6 protein-coding genes are annotated in these 21,555 nt (G+C 76.2%); all 6 read left to right on the top strand.

Going from position 1 to position 21,555, the window contains the following annotated elements; translation table 11 throughout:
• Nucleotides 1-164: 164 nt before the first annotated feature.
• Nucleotides 165-1,148, top strand: a complete 984-nt coding sequence (gene argB / locus ACWDRR_RS41065) for an acetylglutamate kinase (protein WP_449777433.1) — start codon at nt 165-167, stop codon at nt 1,146-1,148.
• 134 nt (nt 1,149-1,282) lie between these two features.
• The gene (locus ACWDRR_RS41060; protein ID WP_449777421.1) at nt 1,283-2,653 is read left to right on the top strand and encodes a lysine N(6)-hydroxylase/L-ornithine N(5)-oxygenase family protein; all 1,371 of its coding nucleotides are present in this window, start codon (nt 1,283-1,285) and stop codon (nt 2,651-2,653) included.
• A gap of 125 nt (nt 2,654-2,778) precedes the next feature.
• Nucleotides 2,779-3,039: a phosphopantetheine-binding protein gene (locus tag ACWDRR_RS41055; protein WP_449777420.1), complete on the top strand. Its 261-nt coding sequence runs from the start codon at nt 2,779-2,781 to the stop codon at nt 3,037-3,039.
• Between the two features lie 89 nt (nt 3,040-3,128).
• Complete coding sequence (locus ACWDRR_RS41050) at nt 3,129-4,118, top strand: ABC transporter substrate-binding protein (protein WP_449777419.1); 990 nt, start codon at nt 3,129-3,131, stop codon at nt 4,116-4,118.
• A gap of 195 nt (nt 4,119-4,313) precedes the next feature.
• The gene (locus tag ACWDRR_RS41045) at nt 4,314-16,811 is read left to right on the top strand and encodes an amino acid adenylation domain-containing protein (protein WP_449777418.1); all 12,498 of its coding nucleotides are present in this window, start codon (nt 4,314-4,316) and stop codon (nt 16,809-16,811) included.
• A partial coding sequence (locus ACWDRR_RS41040; RefSeq protein ID WP_449777417.1) for an amino acid adenylation domain-containing protein occupies nt 16,808-21,555 on the top strand: 4,748 nt, incomplete at its 3' end. The genes ACWDRR_RS41045 and ACWDRR_RS41040, both read left to right, overlap by 4 nt.

The raw sequence follows: 21,555 nt of genomic DNA, 5'->3' as shown, positions 1-21,555 counted from the left end.
ACGTGAAGGGTGAAGAAATGTAAGGTTACCCTTGCCTAAGTGGTTCTGAGCGACTGAACCGCGCTCCCTCCGGCACTCGCGAAGCGGGTGCGGAGCGGAGGGGAGCGAATGCCGCACATCCTGGTGCGGGCATCCTGAGTGCAGGGGGATCGGTGGAGAACGGCCTGGCCGGGCGCGCACGGCGCGCCGGGGTTGCTGGAACTTCGCACACGGGTGGCCCCCTCGCGGCGCTGCCCTGGCTGGAGCGGTTCCGCGGCAAGATCGTCGTGATCAAGTTCGGCGGGAACGCCATGGTGGACGAGGGCCTCAAGGCGGCCTTCGCCCAGGACGTCGTCCTGCTGCGCTACGCGGGTGTCCGGCCGGTGGTGGTCCACGGCGGCGGTCCGCAGATCAGCGCCCAACTGGGGCGTCTCGGGATCACGTCGCACTTCACCAACGGCCTGCGGGTCACCACGCCGGAGGCGATGGAGGTCGTCCGGATGGTGCTGGCCGGTCAGGTGCAGCGCGAGCTGGTCGGTCTGGTGAACCGCCACGGCCCCTTCGCGGTCGGCATGACCGGAGAGGACGCCCACACGATGACGGCCGTCAGGCGCCATGCGGTGGTGGACGGCGAGCGGGTGGACCTCGGACAGGTCGGGGACATCGCGGCCGTCGACCCCTCGATGGTGCGCACGCTGCTGGCGGACGGCAGGATCCCGGTCATCTCCCCGGTCGCGCGCGGCGCCGACGGCGACGTCTACAACGTGAACGCGGACACCGCCGCCGCCGCGGTGGCCGCCGCGCTCGGCGCGGAGCTGCTGGTGATGCTCACCGACGTCGAGGGCCTCTATCGCGACTGGCCGCGCTCCCAGGAGGTGGTCCGCTCCTTGACGGCCTCCCAACTCGCGGACCTCCTGCCGGGGTTGGCCAGTGGCATGGTCCCGAAGATGGAGGGCTGCCTGCGGGCCGTCCGGGCCGGCGTGGGGAGCGCGCGGGTGCTGGACGGGCGCGTCCGCCACGGCGTGCTGTCGGCGTTCGGCGGGCCGCCGGTGGGCACCGAGGTGGTGCCCGATGTGCGGCCGGCTCCGCAGCGATCGCGCCGGGATGCGGCGGTCGGGACGGAAGGACGGCAGGTCGCGATGGTTGGTTCGGGTACGACATGGATTTGACTCACTCTTTCCAGTGATAGAAGTTAGGTAAGCCTTACCTACAGCGAACGAGTGAGCGAGTGACGGACGGCCGCCGCGGCGGTCGACCGGACACCGGCGGGGCCGAGAAGCAAGAAGCAACGGAAGGATCGATCATGTCGCGCGAGAACGGCGCAATCGACCGAGGCGAGGGCGCCGACGACCTGGTCGGCATAGGCTTCGGTCCCGCCAACCTGGCTCTGGCCATCGCCGTCGACGAGCACAACCGCCGGGACCCGCAGCAGGCCCTGAAGGTCGGCTTCCTGGAGAAGCAGGCCGGATTCGGCTGGCACCGCGGGATGCTGCTGGAGGGGGCGACCATGCAGGTCTCCTTCCTCAAGGACCTCGTGACGATGCGGGACCCCCGCAGCCGCTTCACCTTCCTGACCTACCTCCAGGAGCGCGGGCGGCTCGCCGACTTCATCAACCAGAAGTCCTTCTACCCGACCCGCCTGGAGTTCCACGACTACTTCGAGTGGTGCGCCGCGGAGTTCGCCGACCGGACCGCCTACGGTCGCCGGGTCACCGCCGTCCGCCCGGTGACCTCCCCGGACGGCCGGGTCGAGTTCGTCGAGGTGGTCTCCGAGTCGGTCACCGACCCGGCGGACCGCGAGGTCCGGCTGGCGCGCAACATCGCGGTGGGCACCGGCCTGAAGCCGCGGCTGCCCCAGGGCGTGACCGCCGGGGACCGCGTCATCCACACCCGCGACCTGCTGTTCCGCGCCCCCGACCTGATCGAGCGACGCGAGGAGCTGCGCCACCGCCGCTTCACGGTCGTCGGCGCCGGCCAGTCGGCCGCCGAGGCCGTGGAGTTCCTGCACCGGACCTTCCCCGAGGCGGAGATCTGCGCCGTCCTCACCCGGTACGGCTACAGCCCGGCCGACGACAGCCCGTTCGCCAACCGGATCTTCGACCCGTCCGCCGTCGACGAGTTCTACGCCGCGCCGGAGGACGCCAAGCGGACCCTGCTCGGCTACCACGCCAACACCAACTACTCGGTGGTCGACGGCGACCTGATCGAGCAGCTCTACCGGACGGTCTACCAGGAGAAGGTGGCCGGCCGGGAGCGGCTGAGGATCCTCAACGCGACCCGGCTCACCGGCGTCGAGCAGCTCGCCGACGGCGCCGTCGCCGAGGTCCGCTCGCTGACCACCGGCGAGACCCTGGCCCTGGAGTCGGACGCCGTGGTGCTCGCCACCGGCTACGAGCACGTCGACCCGCGCGACCTGCTCGGAGAGCTCGGCGCCAGCCTGCGGACGGACGAGCTCGGCCGCCTGCGCGTCGACCGCGACCACCGGGTGCTGACCGAGGACCACGTCGAGGTGGGGATCTACCTCCAGGGCGGCACCGAGCACACCCACGGCATCACCTCGTCGCTGCTCTCCACCCTGGCGGTGCGCTCCGGCGAGATCTGCGACTCGCTGCTGCTGCGCCACACCGGGCGTCAGCTGCGGGCCGAGGACGGCCGCCTCGGCGTCACCGGCTGACGACCCACCGGCCGACCCGCCGGCCGACACCCGGCCGACCCGGCCGACCCGCCGGCCGACGCCTGTCCGACCCGCCGGGCCGGCCGGCGAACTCCCCCACGACCCGGAAGCGAACGAACCACGCCATGAGCGACACCACCCCGACCCGGTCCGCAGGCGTCCTGGACGCCGAGAGCATCCGCGCCGACATCGCCGAACTCCTCGGCGAGGAGCCCGACGCGGTCGGTGACGACGACGACCTCCGGGACCTCGGGCTCGACTCGATGCGCCTGATGCACCTGATCGAGCGGTGGCGCGCCCAGGGCGCACGGGTGGAGTTCGCCGACCTGGCCGACCTCGGCACCCCGACCGTCCGGGTGTGGTCCGCCCACCTCTCAGCAGCCTGACCGCAGCAGGCCCGCGGGGGAACCCCCGCCCGCTGCACCGCCCCACCGAGCGCCCCCGCGCAAGCCACGCAGTACCCCCAAGGAGAACGATGAACACCCGTGCCCTGCCGTCCCGTGGTCTGAGAATCGCCGCCATCGCCGGTGTCGCCGCCCTCGGCCTCACCGCCTGCGGCTCGAACGGCGACAGCAAGAGCGACGCGGCCACCGGCTCGACCGGCGGCGCCGCGGCCTCCCAGGTGATCGAGGCGACCAACGGCAAGGTCACCGTCCCGGCCGGCGTCAAGCGGATCGTCTCCGTCTCCTACGCCACCGGCGCCCTGCTCGACCTCGGGGTGCAGCCGGTCGGCACCAGCACCATCGACGACAACAACCCGATGGAGCTGCTGCCCTCGCAGACCGAGGCCGCCAAGAAGATCGAGGCGATCGGCTCCGGCATCGAGATCAACGTCGAGAAGGTCGCCTCCCTCAGGCCCGACCTGATCGTGGTCGAGGGCGCCACCGCGTTCGACTGGGGTGTCAGCAAGCTCGAAGGCATCGCGCCGACCCTCTACTTCGGCATCGACAAGCCGGGCGACCTGTTCACCGCCCAGGAGAAGATCGCCACGGCCGTGGGCAAGCAGGCCGAGTTCAAGAAGCTGAAGTCGGACTACGAGGCCAAGGCCGCCAAGATCAAGGCCGACTACGCCGGCAAGCTCAACTCCGTGAAGTGGACCATCGCGTCCTCCTACGGCGGCGGCGAGTTCCTGGTCGACACCAGCAGCTCCTGGGTCGGCCGGGTGCTGACCGACGCGGGTGCCACCTTCTCCCAGGCGTCCACCGACCCGAAGGAGCACGAGGTCACCTACTCGACCGAGAAGCTCGACGTGCTCGCCGACGCCGACATCATCCTGGTGCCCAGGACGGCCGCCACCGGCGAGGTCCCGCAGGACACCAAGGACCTCGACAAGCAGCCGTCCTGGAAGAACCTCAAGGCCGTCCAGGCCAACAAGGTCATCCCGGTCACGTACGCCACCACCGACCGGTACGGCACCTCGATCGACGTGCTCGGCCAGATCGAGACCATCCTCAAGGGCCTCTAGGCCCCGGCCGGGTGGCCCGCCGCTCCCACACCGGCGGGCCACCCCGAGCCCCGGGCCGCTCAACGCGGCCCCGCGCACCACAGCGCATCACAGTGCACCACAGCGCACCACAGCGCATCACGCACCACAGCGCACCAACGAGCGCCCCGGGCTGGCATCGTCGGCGGGGCCGCACCGAACCGGGAAGGGCCGACCATGCCTCAGGCGGGCACCAACACCACGCAGGTCGAGCCGGCCGCAGTCCTCCAGGAGCTGACGGCGGCACAGGCAGGGGTACTCGCCGCGCAGCGGATCGACCCGGACAACCCGGCCTACAACGTCGGCCAGTACGTCGAGATCACCGGGCCGTTCGAGCCCGCGCTGCTGGAGCAGGCCCTGCGCCGCACCCTCGCCGAGGCCGACGGCCTGCACGTCCGGCTCGCCGAGCACGAGGGCCGCACGGTCCAGCTCCCCACCGCCTTCGACGCCGAGGCCTGGCAGCTGCCGCGGCTCGACACCGGCGCCGCCGCGGACCCGGTGGCCGCCGCCACCGCGCTCGTCCGGGCCCAGCTCGCCGCGCCGACCCCGCTGGAGGGCCCCGAGGCCGGTCCGCTGCACGGAGCCCTGCTGGTCCGCGTCGGCGCGGACCGCCACCTCTGGTTCCAGTGGTTCCACCACCTGGTGATCGACGGGTACAGCGTCGCGCTCTTCACCCGCCGGGTCGCCGAGGTCTACACCGCCCTCGCCGGGGCCGCGAAGACCCCCGGGACGGCCGTGCCCGACAGCCCGTTCCGCCCGCTCGCCGTCCTGGTGGAGGCCGAGCGCGAGTACCTCGCCTCCCCGGCCGCCGCCGAGGGCCGGGACTACTGGAACAGCCGCTTCGCGGACCGCCCCGCCGTCGTCGGCCTCACCGAGGCGACCGCCCAGGCCGCACCGGCGGCCCTGCACCACCGCGTCGAGCTGACCGCCGAGGACTCGGCCGCCGTGCTCGCCTCCGCCCGCGCGGCCCGCTCGACCTGGGCCGAGGCGGCCGTCTCCGCCCTCGCGGGCTACCTGCACCTGATGACCGGGACGCCGGACGTCGTGCTCGGCATGCACTTCATGGCCCGCACCGCCCCCGGCACCCTGCGCGTGCCCGGCATGGCCGTCAACATCCTGCCCGTCCGGATACCCGTCGCCGGCACCGACAGCCACACCGACCTGATGCGCCGGTCCGCCGCCGAGCTCACCGCCACCCGCCGCCACCAGCGCCACCGGGGCGAGGAGATCCGCCGCGACCTCGGCCTCGTCGGCACCGACCACCGGCTCCACGGCCCGCTGCTCAACATCAAGCCCTTCGACCTCGACCTCGACTTCGCGGGCAGCCCCGGACGGACCGTCACCCTGGCCTCCGGCCCGGTCGACGACCTCTCGCTGTCCGTCACCAAGACCCCGGACGACCGGCTGGTGCTGGAGTTCGGGGCCAACCCGGAGCTCTACACCCAGGCCGCGCTGGACCTGCACGCCCGGCGCTGCGCCGCCCTGCTCGCCCGGTTCGCCGCCGAGCCGGACCGGCCGCTCGGCGAGCAGCCGCTGCTCGCCGACGCCGAGCGCGCCGCCGTGCTGCACGACTGGAACGCCACCGCCCGGGAGGTCCGCGAGGGCACCCTGGTCAGCCGGATCGCCGAACAGGCCGCCGCCACGCCGCAGGCCCCCGCCGTCGTCTTCGAGGGCGAGACGCTCACCTACCGGGCGCTCGCCGAGCGCTCCGACGCCCTCGCCCGCTCCCTGGCCGCGGCCGGAGCCGGCCCGGACACCGTGGTCGCCGTCGCCGTCCCGCGCTCCGCCGACCTGATGGTCGCCCTGCTCGGCGTCCTCAAGACCGGCGCCGCCTACCTGCCGCTGGACGCCGACTACCCGGCCGACCGGCTCGCCTACATGATCGAGGACGCCCGCCCGGTCCGCGTCGTCACCGTGCCCGGCCTGCTCGACCGGCTGCCGGAGGCCGCGCGCGCCGCCGCCGTCCTGATCGGCCCCGGGCACGCCCCGGCCGGCGCCACCACGACCGCACTGCCGGCCGTCGACCCGGACTCCGCCGCCTACGTCATCTACACCTCCGGCTCCACCGGCCGCCCCAAGGGCGTCGTCGTCCCGCACCGCGCCATCGTCAACCGCCTCGCCTGGATGCAGCACGCCTACCGCCTCACCCCCGAGGACCGCGTCCTGCAGAAGACCCCGGCCAGCTTCGACGTCTCCGTCTGGGAGTTCTTCTGGGCGCTCTGCGAGGGCGCCGCCGTCGTGCTGGCCCGCCCCGAGGGCCACAAGGACCCGGCCTACCTCGCCGACCTGATCGCCGGATCGGGCGTCACCACCCTGCACTTCGTGCCGTCCATGCTCCGCGCCTTCCTGGAGGAGCCGACCGCCGCCGCGGGCTGCGGCGGCCTGCGCCGCGCGTTCTGCTCCGGCGAGGCGCTGCCCGGCGACGTCGTCGAACGCTGGTACGCCGCGCTGCCCGACGTCCCGCTGCACAACCTCTACGGGCCCACCGAGGCCGCCGTCGACGTCACCCACCACCGCACCGAGCCCGGCGCCGGCGTCGTCCCGATCGGACGCCCCGTCTGGAACACCCGCCTGTACGTGCTGGACGCCCGGCTGCGCCCCGCCCCGGTCGGCGCGCCCGGCGAGCTCTACCTGGCCGGCGTCCAGCTGGCCCGCGGCTACCTGGGCCGCCCCGGCCTGACCGCCGAGCGGTTCGTCGCCTCCCCGTTCGGCGACGGCGAGCGGCTCTACCGCACCGGCGACCTCGTCCGCTGGGCCCCCGACGGCACCGTGGAGTACCTCGGGCGCACCGACGACCAGGTCAAGGTCCGCGGCTTCCGGATCGAACTCGGCGAGATCGAGGCCGCCCTGGAGGCCCTCCCCGAGGTCGCCCAGGCCGCCGTCACCGCCCGCGAGCTCACCCCCGGCGGCGCCCGCCAGCTCGTCGGCTACGTCGCCCCCGCGCCCGCCGACCCGGAGGCGCTGCGCACCGCCCTCGCCGCCGCCCTGCCCGAGCACATGGTCCCGGCCGTCCTGATCGGCCTCGACGCCCTCCCGCTGAGCCTCAACGGCAAGCTCGACCGCAAGGCGCTGCCCGCCCCCCGGCAGGCCGCCGACGGCGCCGCGCGCGCCCCGCGCACCGAGACCGAGCGGATCCTCGCCGACCTCGTCGCCGAGGTCCTCGGCCTGGACACGGTCGGCGTCGACGACAACTTCTTCTCCCTCGGCGGCGACAGCATCTCCGCCATCCAGCTCGGCAGCCGCGCCCGCCGGGCCGGCCTCGCCCTCACCCCCCGGGTCGTCTTCGAACGGCGCACCGTGGCCCGGATCGCCGCCGTCGCCGAGCAGACCGCACCGGCGGCCCGCCCGTCCGGCGTCGAGAGCACCGGCCCGCTGCCCGCCACCGCGATCAGCGCCTGGCTGCACGGGCGCGGCGGCCCGGTCACCCGGTTCAGCCAGCACACCGTGATCACCGTCCCGGCCGGCCTCGACCACGCCCGCCTCGCCGCCGCCCTGGACACCCTGACCGACCACCACGACGCCCTGCGGCTGCGCCTGCACGTCGGCGCGGACGGCGCCTGGACCCAGGAGATCCGGCCCACCGGCAGCGCCCCCGCCGCCGACCGGCTGCGCCACGTCACCGTCGCCGCGGGTGAGCTGCACACCGCCGCCGCGACCGAGCGGGCCGCCGCCGTCGACCGGCTCGACCCCGAGCAGGGCGTCGTCCTCCAGGCCGTCCACCTGGACGCCGGCCCGGACGCCCCCGGCCTGCTCGCCCTCGCCGCCCACCACCTGGCCGTGGACGGCGTCTCCTGGCGCATCCTGCTCCCGGACCTCCACGCCGCCTACGAGGGCCGCACGCTCGACCCGGTCGCCACCTCGCCGCGCGGCTGGGCCCTCGGCCTCGCCGAGGCGGCCACCGGCGACCCGGTCCGCGCCGAACTGCCGCGCTGGCAGGCCGTCCTGGCCGACGGAGCCGGCCCGCTGCTCGGCGACCGCCCGCTGGACCGGGCCCGCGACACCGCCGCCACCACCCGCCGGCTGCGCCTCACCCTGCCCGCCGACCGCACCGCCCCGCTGCTCACCGCGGTGCCCGCCACCCACCGGGCCGGCGTGGACCACACCCTGCTCGCCGGCCTCGCCCTGGCCCTGCTCGGCCGCCGCCGCGACCGGCACGGCGCCGGCGCCCGCGCCGACCTGCTGCTGCGGCTGGAGGGCCACGGCCGCGAGGACGGGCTCGTCCCGGGCGCCGACACCGGCCGCACCGTGGGCTGGCTGACCACCGAGTACCCCGCCCGGCTCGACCTGGCCGGCCTGGACCTCGACGACGCGCTGTCGGGCGGCGCCGCCGCCGGGCGCGCCCTGGCCCTGGTCAAGGAGCAGCTGCGCGCCCTGCCGCACGCCGGCGCCGGCTACGGCCTGCTCCGGTACCTGGACCCGGTCTCCGGCCCCGCCCTGGCCGACGCCGACCAGCCCCAGCTGCTCTTCAACTACCTCGGCCGCTTCACCGCGGACGGCGCCGACTGGACGCCCGCCCGCGCGGCCGGCGACGCCGTCGCCGCCGGGGCCGACCCCGGGCTGCCCGCCGCCCACGCCCTGGAGGTCGGCGCGTTCGTCCACGACGGCCCCGACGGCGCCGAACTCGCCGTCACCCTCTCCTGGCCGCACGGCGTGCTCACCGAGGAGGCCGTCCGCGACATCGCCGAGCGCTGGTTCGCCGCGCTGGACGCCCTCGCCGCGTACGCGGAGCGCCCGGACGCCGGCGGGCTCACCCCCACCGACGTCCCGCTGGCCGCCGTCACCCAGCCGCTGCTGGACCGGATCGGCGCCGAGCACCCCGGCACCGTCGACGTCCTGCCGCTCTCCCCGCTCCAGGAGGGCCTGCTCTTCCACGCGCTCTACCAGCGCGAGGAGGGCACCGGCCAGGGCGAGGAGGGCAGCGGCCAGGGCACCGACGACCTCTACACCTCGCTCACCTCGCTCGACCTGCGCGGCCCGCTCGACCTGCCGGCCCTGCGCCGGGCGGTGGACGCCGTCGTCAACCGGCACTCCGCGCTGCGCTCCGGCTTCACCGCGCTGGGCGAGCAGCCGCTCCAACTGGTGGCCGGCACCGTCACGGTGCCCTGGACCGAGCACGACCTCACCGCCCTGCCCGCCGACCGGCAGGCCGCCGGGATCGCCCGGATCGAGGACGAGGAGGCCGCCCGCCGGTTCGACCTGGCCCGGCCGCCGCTGGTGCGCTGCGCCCTCGTCACCCTCGGCGCGGACCACCACCGCCTGGTGCTGACCCGCCACCACATCGTCATGGACGGCTGGTCCACCCCGGTCCTGCTGCGCGAGCTGGTCACCGCCTACGGCGACGGCGGCGACGGCGCCGCGCTGCCCGCCACCACCCCCTACGCCGACCACCTCGGCTGGCTGGCCGGCCGGGACGCCGGAGCCGACGCCCGCGCCTGGCGCACCGCGCTGGCGGGCCTGGAGGCGCCCACCCTGCTGGCCGACACCCTGGGCCGCCCGGCCACCGGCCCGGCCGCGGCCGGCGCCGAGATCCACCTGCCGCTGCCGGCCGCCCTCGCGGCGGCGCTCACCGGCACCGCCCGCGCGCACGGACTGACCCTCAACACCCTGGTCCAGGGCGCCTGGGCGATCCTGCTCGGCCGCCTCACCGGCCGCCCCGACGTGGTCTTCGGCGCCACGGTCTCCGGCCGCCCCGGGGACCTGCCCGGCGTGGAGTCCATGGTGGGCCTGTTCAGCAACACCGTGCCGGTCCGCTTCCGCCCCGAGGAGGACGAGCCCGCCGTCGAGGCGCTGATCCGCCTCCAGGCCCAGCAGTCCGCCCTGCTCGACCACCAGTACCTCGGCCTCGCCGACATCCAGGCGCTCGCCGGGCACGGCACCCTGTTCGACACCCTGCTGGTCTTCGAGAACTACCCGGTCGACCCCGACCGGCTGACCGCGCGCGGCCTGCGGGTCGCCGGGATCGGCAACCGGGGCGCCACCCACTACCCGCTGACCGTGCTCACCCTCCCCGGCGAGGCGCCGCAGCTCACCGTCGAGTACCGCGCCGACGTGTTCACCGCCGAGCAGGCCGCCACCGTCGGCGCCCGCCTGCTGCGGCTGCTGGAGGCCGTCGCCACCAGCCCGGGGACGCCCGTCGGCGAGCTGGACGTCCTCGACGAGCAGGAGCGCGCCACGCTGCTGCACGGCTGGAACGCCACCGGCCGGGACGTCCCCGCCGGTACCGTCGTCGACGCCTTCGAGGCCCGCGCCGCCGCCACCCCCGACGACACCGCCGTGGTCTTCGGCGGGCAGCGCCTCAGCTACGCCGAGCTGGCCGCGCGGGTCGAGCTGACCGCCCGCCACCTCGCCGCGCTCGGCGCCCGCCCGGGACACGTGGTCGCGCTGGCCCTGCCCCGCTCGGCCGAGCTCGTGGCGGCCCTGCTCGGGGTGCTGAAGTCGGGCGCCGCCTACCTGCCGGTCGACCTCGACCACCCGGACGAGCGGATCGCCCTGATGCTCGCCGACGCCGAACCGCTGGTCACCCTCACCACCGAGGAGGTCGCCCGCACCCGCCCGGCCCTCGCCGGGTACGGCCTGGGCACCCTGACCACCGACCGGCTCGGCGCGCTGGACGCCGACCCCGTCCGCCCCGACCCCGACGACCTGGCCTACGTCATCCACACCTCCGGCTCCACCGGCCGCCCCAAGGGCGTCCAGGTGCCGCACCGGGGCCTGGCCAACATGCTGGAGCACCACGGCGGAACGGTCTTCGCCCGGGCGGTCGAGGCCGCCGGCGGGCGCCGGCTGCGGGCCGCGCACACCGCGTCGTTCTCCTTCGACTCCTCCTGGGAGCAGCTGCTCTGGCTGATCGGCGGCCACGAGCTGCACGTCTACGGCGAGGACCTGCGCCGCGACCCGCAGGCCCTGGTCGCCCGGCTGCTCGCCGACCGGATCGACACCCTGGACGTGACCCCGTCGTTCGGCCAGCAGCTGGTCGAATGGGGCCTGCTCGACTCCGCCGAGCACCGCCCGCTGCTCTTCCTGGTCGGCGGCGAGGCCGTCGGCGACGCCCTGTGGAGCCGCATCCGCGACACCGAGGGCGTGCTCGGCCACAACTTCTACGGCCCGACCGAGTACACCGTCGACACCCTCGGCGCGGCGCTGGACGACAGCCCCACCCCGTTCGTCGGCCGGCCGATCGGCAACACCCGGGTCTATGTGCTCGACGCCCGGCTGCGGCCCGTCCCGGCCGGCGTGCCCGGCGAGCTGTACATCGCGGGGGAGGGGCTGGCGCGCGGCTACGGCAACCGCCCGGGCCTGACCGCCGGCCGGTTCGTCGCCTGCCCGTTCGGCGACGGCGAGCGCATGTACCGCACCGGCGACGTGGTCCGTTGGCGCGCCGACGGCACGCTCGACTACCTGGGCCGCGACGACGACCAGGTGAAGATCCGCGGCTTCCGGATCGAGCCCGGCGAGGTCGAGGCCGCGCTCGCGGCCCTGCCGGAGGTGGCCCAGGCCGCCGTGCTGGCCCGCTCCACCGCCACCGGCGTCAAGCGCCTGATCGGCTACGTCGTCCCGGCCCCCGGCACCGAGGCCGACCCGGCCGCGCTGCGCCGCACGCTGGCCGGGTCGCTGCCCGAGTACATGGTCCCGGCCGCGATCGTGCCGCTGCCGGTGCTGCCGCTGAACGTCAACGGCAAGCTGGACCGACAGGCCCTGCCCGAGCCGGAGGCGAGCGCCTTCGCGGCGCCCGCCGGCCGCGCCCCGCGCGACGAGCGCGAGGCCGTCGTCTGCGGCGTCTTCGCCGAGGTGCTCGGCCTGCCGCAGGCCGGTGTCGAGGACGACTTCTTCGACCTCGGCGGGCACTCGCTGCTCGCCACCCGGGTGGTCGGCCGGCTGCGCGCCGCCCTGCGGGTCGAGGTCGCCGTGCGGGACCTCTTCGAGAGCCGCACCGCCGCGGCCCTCGCCGCCCGCCTGGCCACCGCCGCCACCGGCCGCCCCGCCCCGGTGGCGCGGCCCCGCCCCGAGCCGCTGCCGCTCTCCGCCGCCCAGGCCCGGCTCTGGTTCCTGTACCGGCTGGAGGGTCCCAGCACCGCGTACACCATCCCGTGCGCGCTGCGGATCGACGGCGCCGTCGACGCCGACGCCCTGCGGGCGGCCTTCGCCGACGTGCTGGCCCGGCACGAGGCGCTGCGGACCGTCTTCCCCGACCGGGACGGCCGGCCCCACCAGCGCATCCTGACGCCCGAGCAGGCCGGGGTGCCCTTCACCACGGAGCAGGTCGCCGCGGGCCGGCTCGACGAGGCGGTCGCCGCCGCCGGCGCGTACGCCTTCGAGCTGGCCGAGGAGATCCCGGTCCGCGCCACCCTGCTCACCGCGGGGCCCGCGCGCTCGGTGCTGAGCGTGGCGCTGCACCACATCGCGGGCGACGAGTGGTCCGAGGGGGTGCTGCTGCGCGACCTCGACCACGCCTACACCGCCCGCCTGGCCGGTACGGCGCCGGTCTTCGAGCCGCTGCCGCTCCAGTACGCGGACCACGCGCTCTGGCAGGCCGACCTGCTCGCCGACCCGGACGGCAGCGCCGCCGCCCAGTCCCGCTACTGGACCGAGCGGCTGGCCGGGCTGCCGGCCGAACTCGCCCTGCCGACCGACCGGCCGAGGCCCGCCGAGGCCACCGGCCGGGGCGGCGCGGTACGGCTGCGACTGCCCGACACCCTGCACCAGGCGCTGCGCGACTACGCCCGGCGCACCGGCGCGACGCCGTTCATGGTCACCCAGGCGGCCGCCGCGCTGCTGCTCGGCGGGCTGGCCGGCACCACCGACGTGGCGCTCGGCACCCCGGTCGCCGGGCGCGCCGACGAGGTGCTGGAGCCGGTCGTCGGCTTCTTCGTCAACACCCTGGTGCTGCGCCACGACCTGTCCGGCGAACCGACCTTCGACGACCTGGTGGCCCGCGCCCGGGAGACCGTGCTGGGCGCGCTCGCCCACCAGGACCTGCCGTTCGACCGGCTGGTCGAGATCGTCAACCCGGAGCGCTCGCTGGGCCGCCACCCGCTGTTCCAGGTGATGGTGCAGCACCGCAAGGAGGCCAGCGGCCTCGACGACCTGCTGGGCGCCCGCACCGCGCTGCTGCCCGACCCGGTGCACGCGGCCCGCTTCGACCTGGCCTTCACCTTCGTGGAGTCCGCCGACGGCGACCACACCGACCTCACCGTCATCTACGCGGGCGACCTCTTCCACCGCTCCACCGGCCGGCTGTTCGGCGCCCGCCTGCTGCGGGTGCTGGAGCAGGCGCTGGCCGCGCCGGAGCGCCCGGCCGCCCGGGTCGAGCTGACCGGTGCCCAGGAGCGGCGCGGGCTCGCGGGGGAGTGGAACGCCACCGACCGCGAGGTGGCGCCGGGCACGCTGGTGACCCGGATCGCCGAACGGGTCGCCGCCACGCCCGACGCGGTCGCGGTGGCCTTCGAGGGGGCGGAACTCACCTACCGCGGCCTCGACGAGCGCGCCTCCCGGCTCGCCCGCGTCCTCGCCGCCCGCGGCGCCGGCCCGGACCGGATCGTCGCGGTCGCCGTGCCCCGCTCGGTGGAGCTGATGGTCGCCCTGCTCGCGGTGCTCAAGTCCGGCGCCGCCTACCTGCCGCTGGACACCGAGTACCCGGCCGACCGGCTGGCCGCGATGGTCGAGGACGCCGCCCCGGTGTGCGTGCTCACCGTGCCCGGCGCGGCCGAGGGGCTGCCCGCCGTCCCCGGCGTGCCGGTGCTCGCCGTGGACGCCGACGGGCCGCAGGCCGAGCCGGTCGCCCCGGAGCCCGACCACCCCGCCTACGTGATCTTCACCTCCGGCTCGACCGGCCGCCCCAAGGGCGTCGTCGTCCCCCACCGGGCGATCGTCAACCGGCTCGACTGGATGCGCGAGGTCTACAGCATCACCCCGCAGGACCGCGTCCTGCAGAAGACCCCGGCCAGCTTCGACGTCTCGGTCTGGGAGTTCTTCCTGCCGCTGGTCAGCGGCGCCCGCGCGGTGCTCGCCAAGCCCGGCGGCCACCGGGAGCCCGAGTACCTGGCCGCGCTCGCCGCCGGCGCGGGCATCTCCAGCGCGCACTTCGTGCCGTCCATGCTCACCGCCTTCACCGCGGTGGCCGAGGCCGACCGCACCGTGCGGGACCGCTTCGCCGGCGTGCGCCGGGTGTTCTGCTCCGGCGAGGCCCTGCCGCCCGCCGCGGTCGAGCGCTTCGCCGCGCTCTGGCCGCAGATCGAGCTGCACAACCTGTACGGGCCCACCGAGGCCGCCGTGGACGTCACCTACCACCGGGCCTGGGCCGGGTCCGGCGTCGTCCCGATCGGACGCCCCGTCTGGAACACCCGCCTGTACGTGCTGGACGCCCGGCTGCGGCCGGTCCCGGTCGGCGTGCCCGGTGAGCTGTACCTGGCCGGCGTCCAGCTGGCCCGCGGCTACCTCGGCCGCCCCGGCCTGACCGCCGGCCGGTTCGTCGCCGACCCGTTCGCCGCGGGCGCGCGCATGTACCGCACCGGCGACCTCGTCCGCCGCCTGGTCGACGGCGAGGTGGAGTACCTCGGCCGCACCGACGACCAGGTCAAGATCCGCGGCTTCCGGATCGAGCTCGGCGAGGTGGAGGCCGCCCTGGCCGCCGCGCCCGGCGTGGCCCAGGCGGCGGTCGTCGCCCGCGCCGTCACCGAGGGCGGGGCCCGCCAGCTGTTCGGCTACGTCGTCCCGCAGCCGGGCGCCTCGGTCGGCGGCGACGCCGTCCGCACCGCCGTCGCCGCGGTGCTGCCCGAGCACATGGTCCCGGCCGCCGTCACCGTGCTGGACGCGCTGCCGCTGAGCGTCAACGGCAAGCTCGACCGCAAGGCGCTGCCCGACCCGGCCCGCCGCCCGGCGGCCGCCCCCGTCACCGCCGGGCACACCCCCGGCCGCGCGCTGGCCAGGGTCTTCGCCGAGGTCCTCGGCCTGCCCGAGGTCGGCGAGGAGGAGAACTTCTTCGCCCTCGGCGGCGACAGCATCGTCTCCATCCAGCTGGTCAGCCGGGCCCGCGCGGCCGGCTTCCCGATCGCCGCCAAGGACGTCTTCCAGTACCCGACCCCGGCCGCGCTCGCCGCCGCCAAGGGCCTGGGCACGCCCGCCGCCCCCGCACCCGGCGGCCCGTCCGCCGCCGCGCCGCCGGCCGACGGCGAACTGCCCGCCCTGCCGGTGGTGCACTGGCTGCGCGAGCGCGGCGGACCGGTCGACCGGTTCAACCAGCACGTCCTGCTGACCGTCCCGGCCGGGCTGCGCGAGCAGCCGCTGCGGGACGCGCTGGCGGCCCTCGCCGCCCGCCACCCGGCGCTGCGGCTGCGGCTGGACCGCACCGACGGCCTCTGGACCCAGGAGATCCTGGCCGCCGACCGGGCCCCGGCACTGACCGACCCGCAGACCCTGCGCCGGGTCGACACCCGGGCCGCCGATCCCGCCGGCCTGACCGCCCTGCTCACCCGCGAGGCGGACGCGGCCGCCGCCGCGCTCGACCCCGGCACCGGCCGGGTGCTGCGCGCCGTCTGGTTCGACGCCGGCCCGGACACCGACGGCCGGCTGCTGCTGACCGTCCACCACCTCGCCGTCGACGGCGTCTCCTGGCGGACCCTGCTGCCCGGCCTGCGCACCGCCTACGAGGCCCTGGCGGCCGGCGGCCGCCCGGCCCTCGAACCCGAGGCGCACAGCCTGCGGGCCTGGTCCGAGCAGCTGCTCGCGCACGCCCACGAGCGTGGCCGGATCGCCGAGGCCCGGCAGTGGCGGGACGCCCTCGGCGGCCCGGCCGGCCCGCTCGCCACCCTCACCGCCGACCCGGCCCGGGACACCGTCGCCACCCTGCGCACGCTGCGCCGCACCCTGCCCGCCGACCGCACCGAGCCGCTGCTGACCGTCCTCCCGCAGTCCTTCGGCGCCGGCGTCGACGACGTGCTGCTGGCCGGCCTCGCCCTCGGGGTGGCCGCGGCCCGCCCGGGCGCCGCACCGGCCGTCCGGATCGACCTGGAGGGCCACGGCCGGGGCGGCAGCGAGTCGGCCGGGCTCACCCCGGACCTCGCCCGCACCGTCGGCTGGTTCACCACCGTGCACCCCGTCCGGCTCGACCTCGCCGGGCTGGACCCGGCCGAGGCGATGACCGGCGGCACGATCGCCGGGCAGGTGCTCAAGCAGGTCAAGGAGCAGCTTCGGTCCGCCCCCGACCGGGGCCTGGGCTTCGGCCTGCTGCGCCACCTCAACGCGCAGACCGCGCCGCTGCTGGCCGCGGTGCCCCGCTCCGAGGTGCTGTTCAACTACCGCGGACGGACCGACACCGGCGCCGGCCCGCAGGGCGGCTGGCCGTTCGCCCCGCAGGACGAGCGCACCACCGCGGCCGCCGCGGCCGGGCCCGACCCGCTGATGGCGGCCGGCTACCCGCTGGAGATCGACGCGGTCGTCCAGGCCGGCCCCGACGGCCGCCCGGAGCTGGCCGTCGAGTGGAGCTGGCCGGGCGCACTGCTCGACGACGCCGAGGTGGCGGCGCTGGCCGACTCCTGGTTCGCCGCGCTCGACGCGCTCGCCCGGCACGCCGCCGGCGGCGACGCGGGCGGGGTGACCCCGTCCGACCTCGACCTCGTCCGGCTCAAGCAGACCCAGATCGACAAGCTGGAGTCGCGGCTGCGCAGGCGCCGCCGATGAACCGCGAACCCGCCCCCGACACCACCGACCGCCACCCCACCCCCAGGACCGAGAACCCCGTGATGAACGACTCCACCGCACCGATCGACGACGCGCAGGCCCAGGCCCCGGCCGCGTCGGCCCTGGAGGACGTCTACCCGCTCTCCTCCCTGCAGGAGGGGCTGCTCTTCCACGCGCTCTACGACGACGAGGCCCGCGACGTCTACGTCGTGCAGTCCCACCTCGACCTGGCCGGCCCTGTGGACGGCGCCCGGCTGGCCGCCGCCGTCGACGCGCTGCTCGTGCGGCACGCCAACCTGCGGGCCGGGTTCTGGTACGAGGACCCGGAGGCCGTCGTCCAGTTCGTCCAGCGGGAGGTGGAGACCCCGCTGCGGGAGGTCGACCTGACCGCCCTGGCCGGCCCGGACCGGGACGGCGCGGTCCTGGCCGCGATGGACGAGGACTGGCACCACCGGTTCGAGCTGGACGCCCCGCCGCTGCTGCGCCTGGCCCTGCTGCGGCTGGGCGAGGACCGCTCCCGGCTCGTCATCACCTGCCACCACCTGCTGCTCGACGGCTGGTCGATGCCGATCCTGGTCCGCGAGCTGCTGGCGCTCTACGGCTCGGCCGGCGACCTCGCCGCGCTGCCCGCCGTGCGCCCCTACAAGGACCACCTGGCGCTGCTCGCCACCCGCGACACCGCCGCCGCCGAGGCCGCCTGGGGCGCCGCGCTGGCCGGCTTCGAGCAGACCCACCCGGTCGCGCCGGGCGCCGGCGTCGCCACCGCCGTCGAACCGGCCGTGGTCACCCTGCACGCCGAGCGCGAACTCTCCGCCGCCGTCGCCGAGGCCGCCCGCGGCCGGGGCCTGACCCTCGGCAACCTCGCCCACACCCTGTGGGGCGTCCTGCTCGGCTCGCTCACCGGCACCGCCGACGTGGTCTTCGGCACCACCGTCTCCGGCCGCCCGGACGACCTGCCCGGCGCCGACACCATGGTCGGCCTCTTCATCAACACCGTGCCGGTGCGCGTACGGCTCGCCCCGGGCGCCACCCTGGCCGGCGCCGCCGCGGCCGTCCAGCGCGAGCAGGCCGAGCTGATCGCCCACCAGCACCTCGGCCTCGGCGCCGTCCAGCGCCTCGCCGACATCGAGGGCGCCCTGTTCGACACCCTGCTCGTGGTCGAGAACTACCAGGGCGGCGGCGACGCGCTCCGCGCGAGCCTGGGCACCGTCGAGGGCCTGGCCGTCACCGCGCTCGGCGCCCGCGACGCCACCCACTACCCGCTGGGCCTCACCGTGCTGCCCGGCGAGCGGCTGCGCCTGGAGCTGGAGTACCGCCCCGAGCTGTTCACCGAGGCCGAGGCCGGCCGGATCGCCGACCGGTTCCTGCGCCTGCTCGCCGCCTTCGCGGCCGACCCGGACACCCCGCTCGCCCGCCTCGACCTGCTCGACGCCGCCGAGCGCGCCGCGCTGCCCGCCACCGTCTCCGGCGGCGGGCACGCCGTCCCGGACGCCACCGCCGCCGACCTCTTCGCCGCCCGCGCCGCCCGCACCCCGGACGCCCGGGCGCTGGTCGGCCCCGGCCTGACCGGCGGCCCGGCCCCCGTCCAGCTCTCCTTCGCCGAACTGGACGCCGCCGCCGACCGCCTGGCCCGGCTGCTGCGCGCCCACGGCCTGGGCGCCGACGACATCGCCGCCCTCGCCCTGCCCCGCTCCGCGGAGTCCGTCACCGCGCTGCTCGCCGTCCTGCGGGCCGGCGCCGCCTACCTGCCGATCGACCTCGACCACCCGGACGAGCGGCTCGCCCTGCTCCTCGACGACGCCCGCCCCGCCGTCGTCCTGACCACCAGCCGGGTCGCCGCCCGGCTGCCCGAGGTGCCCGGCGCCGCCGTCCTGCTCCTGGACGACCCGCGCACCGCCGCCGACCTCGCCGCACTGCCCGCCGGCCCGCTCACCGACGCCGAGCGCGGCGGGCCCGTCCACCCCGACGCGGCCGCGTACGTCATCCACACCTCCGGCTCCACCGGGCGCCCCAAGGGCGTGGTGATCCCGCACCGCGGCCTCGGCAACCTGATCCACGACCACCTGGCCACCACCTTCGCCGACGCGCTGCGCGCCACCGGCCGGGCCCGGCTGCGCGCCCTGCACACCGCCTCCTTCTCCTTCGACTCCTCGTGGGAGCAGCTGATCTGGCTGATCGGCGGCCACGAGCTGCACGTCCTCGGCGAGGACGACCGCCGGGACGCCGAGGCCGTGGTCGGCTACACCCGCGCCCACCGCGTCGACGCCCTCGACGTCACCCCCTCCTACGCCCAGCAGCTGCTCGACAGCGGCCTGCTGGCCGGCGAACACCGCCCCGGCGTGCTGCTGCTCGGCGGCGAGGCGCTGCCCGAGCCGCTCTGGACCAGGCTGCGCGGCGAGGCCGGCGTCACCGCCGTCAACTACTACGGCCCGACCGAGTTCACCGTCGACGCCCTGGTCGCCGACCTCGCGGACAGCGCCGGCCCGGTCATCGGCCGCCCGCTGCGCGGGACCCGCGCCTACGTGCTGGACGGCCTGCTGCGCCCCGTCCCGGCCGGCGCGCCCGGTGAGCTGTACCTGGCCGGCGCGCAGCTGGCCCGCGGCTACCTGGACCGGCCCGGCCTGACCGCCGGCCGGTTCGTCGCCGACCCGTTCGCCGCGGGTGAGCGCATGTACCGCACCGGCGACCTCGTCCGCCGCCTGGCCGACGGCGAGGTCGAGTACCTCGGCCGCACCGACGACCAGGTGAAGATCCGCGGCTACCGGATCGAGCTCGGCGAGATCGAGGCCGCGCTGGCCGAGCAGCCGGGCGTCGCCCAGGCCGCCGTGCTGGTCCGCCCCGGCGCGGTGCGCCGCATCGTCGCCTACGTGGTGCCCGCCCGGGACGCCGCGATCGACGCCGAGGCGCTGCACGCCGCGCTCGCCGCCCGGCTCCCGGAGTACATGGTGCCGTCCGCCTTCGCGGTGCTGGAGGCGCTGCCGCTGACCGTCAACGGCAAGCTCGACCGGGCCGCGCTGCCCGACGAGGCGCTCGCCTACACCGGCCTGGCGGCCGGCCGGGACGCCGAGTCCGAGACCGAGCAGCTGCTCTGCGAGCTGTACGCCGAGGTCCTCGGCCTGCCGCAGGCCGGCGTCGAGGACGACTTCTTCCGCCTCGGCGGCGACAGCATCTCCTCGATCCGGCTGATCGGCGCCGCCCGCGCCGAGGGCCTCTCGCTCAGCCCGCGCGACGTGTTCGAGCGCCGCACCCCGGCCGCCCTGGCCGAGCTGGCCGACCGCCGCGAGGCGGCCGGCGCCGCCCCCGAGCTGCCCGAGCTGCCGCCGGTGGCCGAGGCCGAACTGGCGCTGGTGCGCGCCGCCGTCCCGAAGCTGGAGATCGAGGACGTCTGGCCGGTCTCCCCGCTCCAGGAGGGCCTGCTGTTCGAGGCCGGCTACGACGAGCAGGCGCTGGACGTCTACACCTCCCGCGACGTGCTCTCGCTGACCGCCCGGATCCCGCTGGAGGTGCTGCGCGCCGCGGTGGCCGCCGTGCTGGAGAGCCACCCCAACCTGCGGGCCGGCTTCCTCCAGGACGGCCTGGAGCGCCCGGTGCAGTTCCTGCCGCGCGCCGTCGACGTGCCGCTCACCGAGATCGACCTGTCGGCGCTCGGCGCGGACGCCTTCGAGGCCGAGCTGCGGGGCCTCAAGGAGCGCGAGGCGTTCACCCGCTTCGACCTCGCCGCGCCGCCGCTGCTGCGGCTGGTCTCGGTGCTCGCCCCCGACGGCGGCCAGCGCATCCTGATCACCAACCACGCGCTGCTCTGGGACGGCTGGTCCTCCGGCCTCTTCCTCCAGGAGGTGCTGACCCGCTGCGCCGGCGAGCGGCCGCCCGCCGCCGGCCTGCCCTACCGGGACTTCCTGCGCTGGCTGGCCGGCCAGGACCAGGAGGCCGGCCGGGCCGCCTGGCGCTCCTCCCTGGAGGGCCTGGCCGAGCCGACGCTGCTCGCCCCGCAGGCCCGCGAGCGGGCCGCGCTGCTGCCGGAGGAGGTCGTCGTCGACGCCCCCGCCGGGCTGGGCGAGCGGCTGGCCGCCTTCGGCCGGGAGCGCGGCCTGACCCTCAACACCGTGCTCTCCGGTGCCTGGGGCCTGCTGCTGGCCGGCCTGACGGCCCGCGAGGACGTGGTGTTCGGCGCCACCGTCTCCGGCCGCCCGGCCGAGCTGCCCGGCATCGACGCCACCATCGGCATGTTCCTCAACACGGTGCCGGTCCGGGCCCGCCTGGACGGCGAGGAGGGCGTCGCCGCCTTCCTCACCCGCCTCCAGGACGAGCAGAGCGCCCTGCTGGCGCACCACCAGACCGGCCTCGGCGAGATCCAGCGCGGCACCGGCTTCGGCCGGCTGTTCGACACCCTCCAGGTGCTCCGCAACACCCCGGCCGACGAGGGCCTGCGGGACCGCCTGCGCGAGCGCCTCGGCCTGCGCCAGGTGACGGACGTCGACGCGACGCACTTCCCGCTGATCTTCATCACCAACCCCGGCGAGCACCTCACCTTCGAGTGGAAGTACCGCCCGGACGTCTTCGAGCGCTCCGTCGTCGAGGAGCACGCCGAGCGGCTGCTCGCCCTGCTGGAGCAGATCCTGGAGCGCCCCGACCGTCCCGTCCGCACGCTCGACGTGCTGACGGTGCGTGAGCGTGGTCTGGTGCTGGGGGAGTGGGCGGCGACGGGTCGTGGGTTGCCGGAGGCGACGGTGGCGGATCTGCTGGC

Source organism: Kitasatospora sp. NPDC003701, assembly GCF_053587085.1.
Note: the sequence above shows the minus strand (reverse complement) of the source record. Positions and strands in the feature narration are given on the sequence as shown.

Bases quoted from the DNA above. Each gene is read 5' to 3' on its own strand.
- ACWDRR_RS41060 (WP_449777421.1), top strand. From the start codon at position 1,283: ATGTCGCGCGAGAACGGCGCAATCGACCGAGGCGAGGGCGCCGACGAC.
- ACWDRR_RS41055 (WP_449777420.1), top strand. From the start codon at position 2,779: ATGAGCGACACCACCCCGACCCGGTCCGCAGGCGTCCTGGACGCCGAG.
- ACWDRR_RS41050 (WP_449777419.1), top strand. From the start codon at position 3,129: ATGAACACCCGTGCCCTGCCGTCCCGTGGTCTGAGAATCGCCGCCATC.
- ACWDRR_RS41045 (WP_449777418.1), top strand. From the start codon at position 4,314: ATGCCTCAGGCGGGCACCAACACCACGCAGGTCGAGCCGGCCGCAGTC.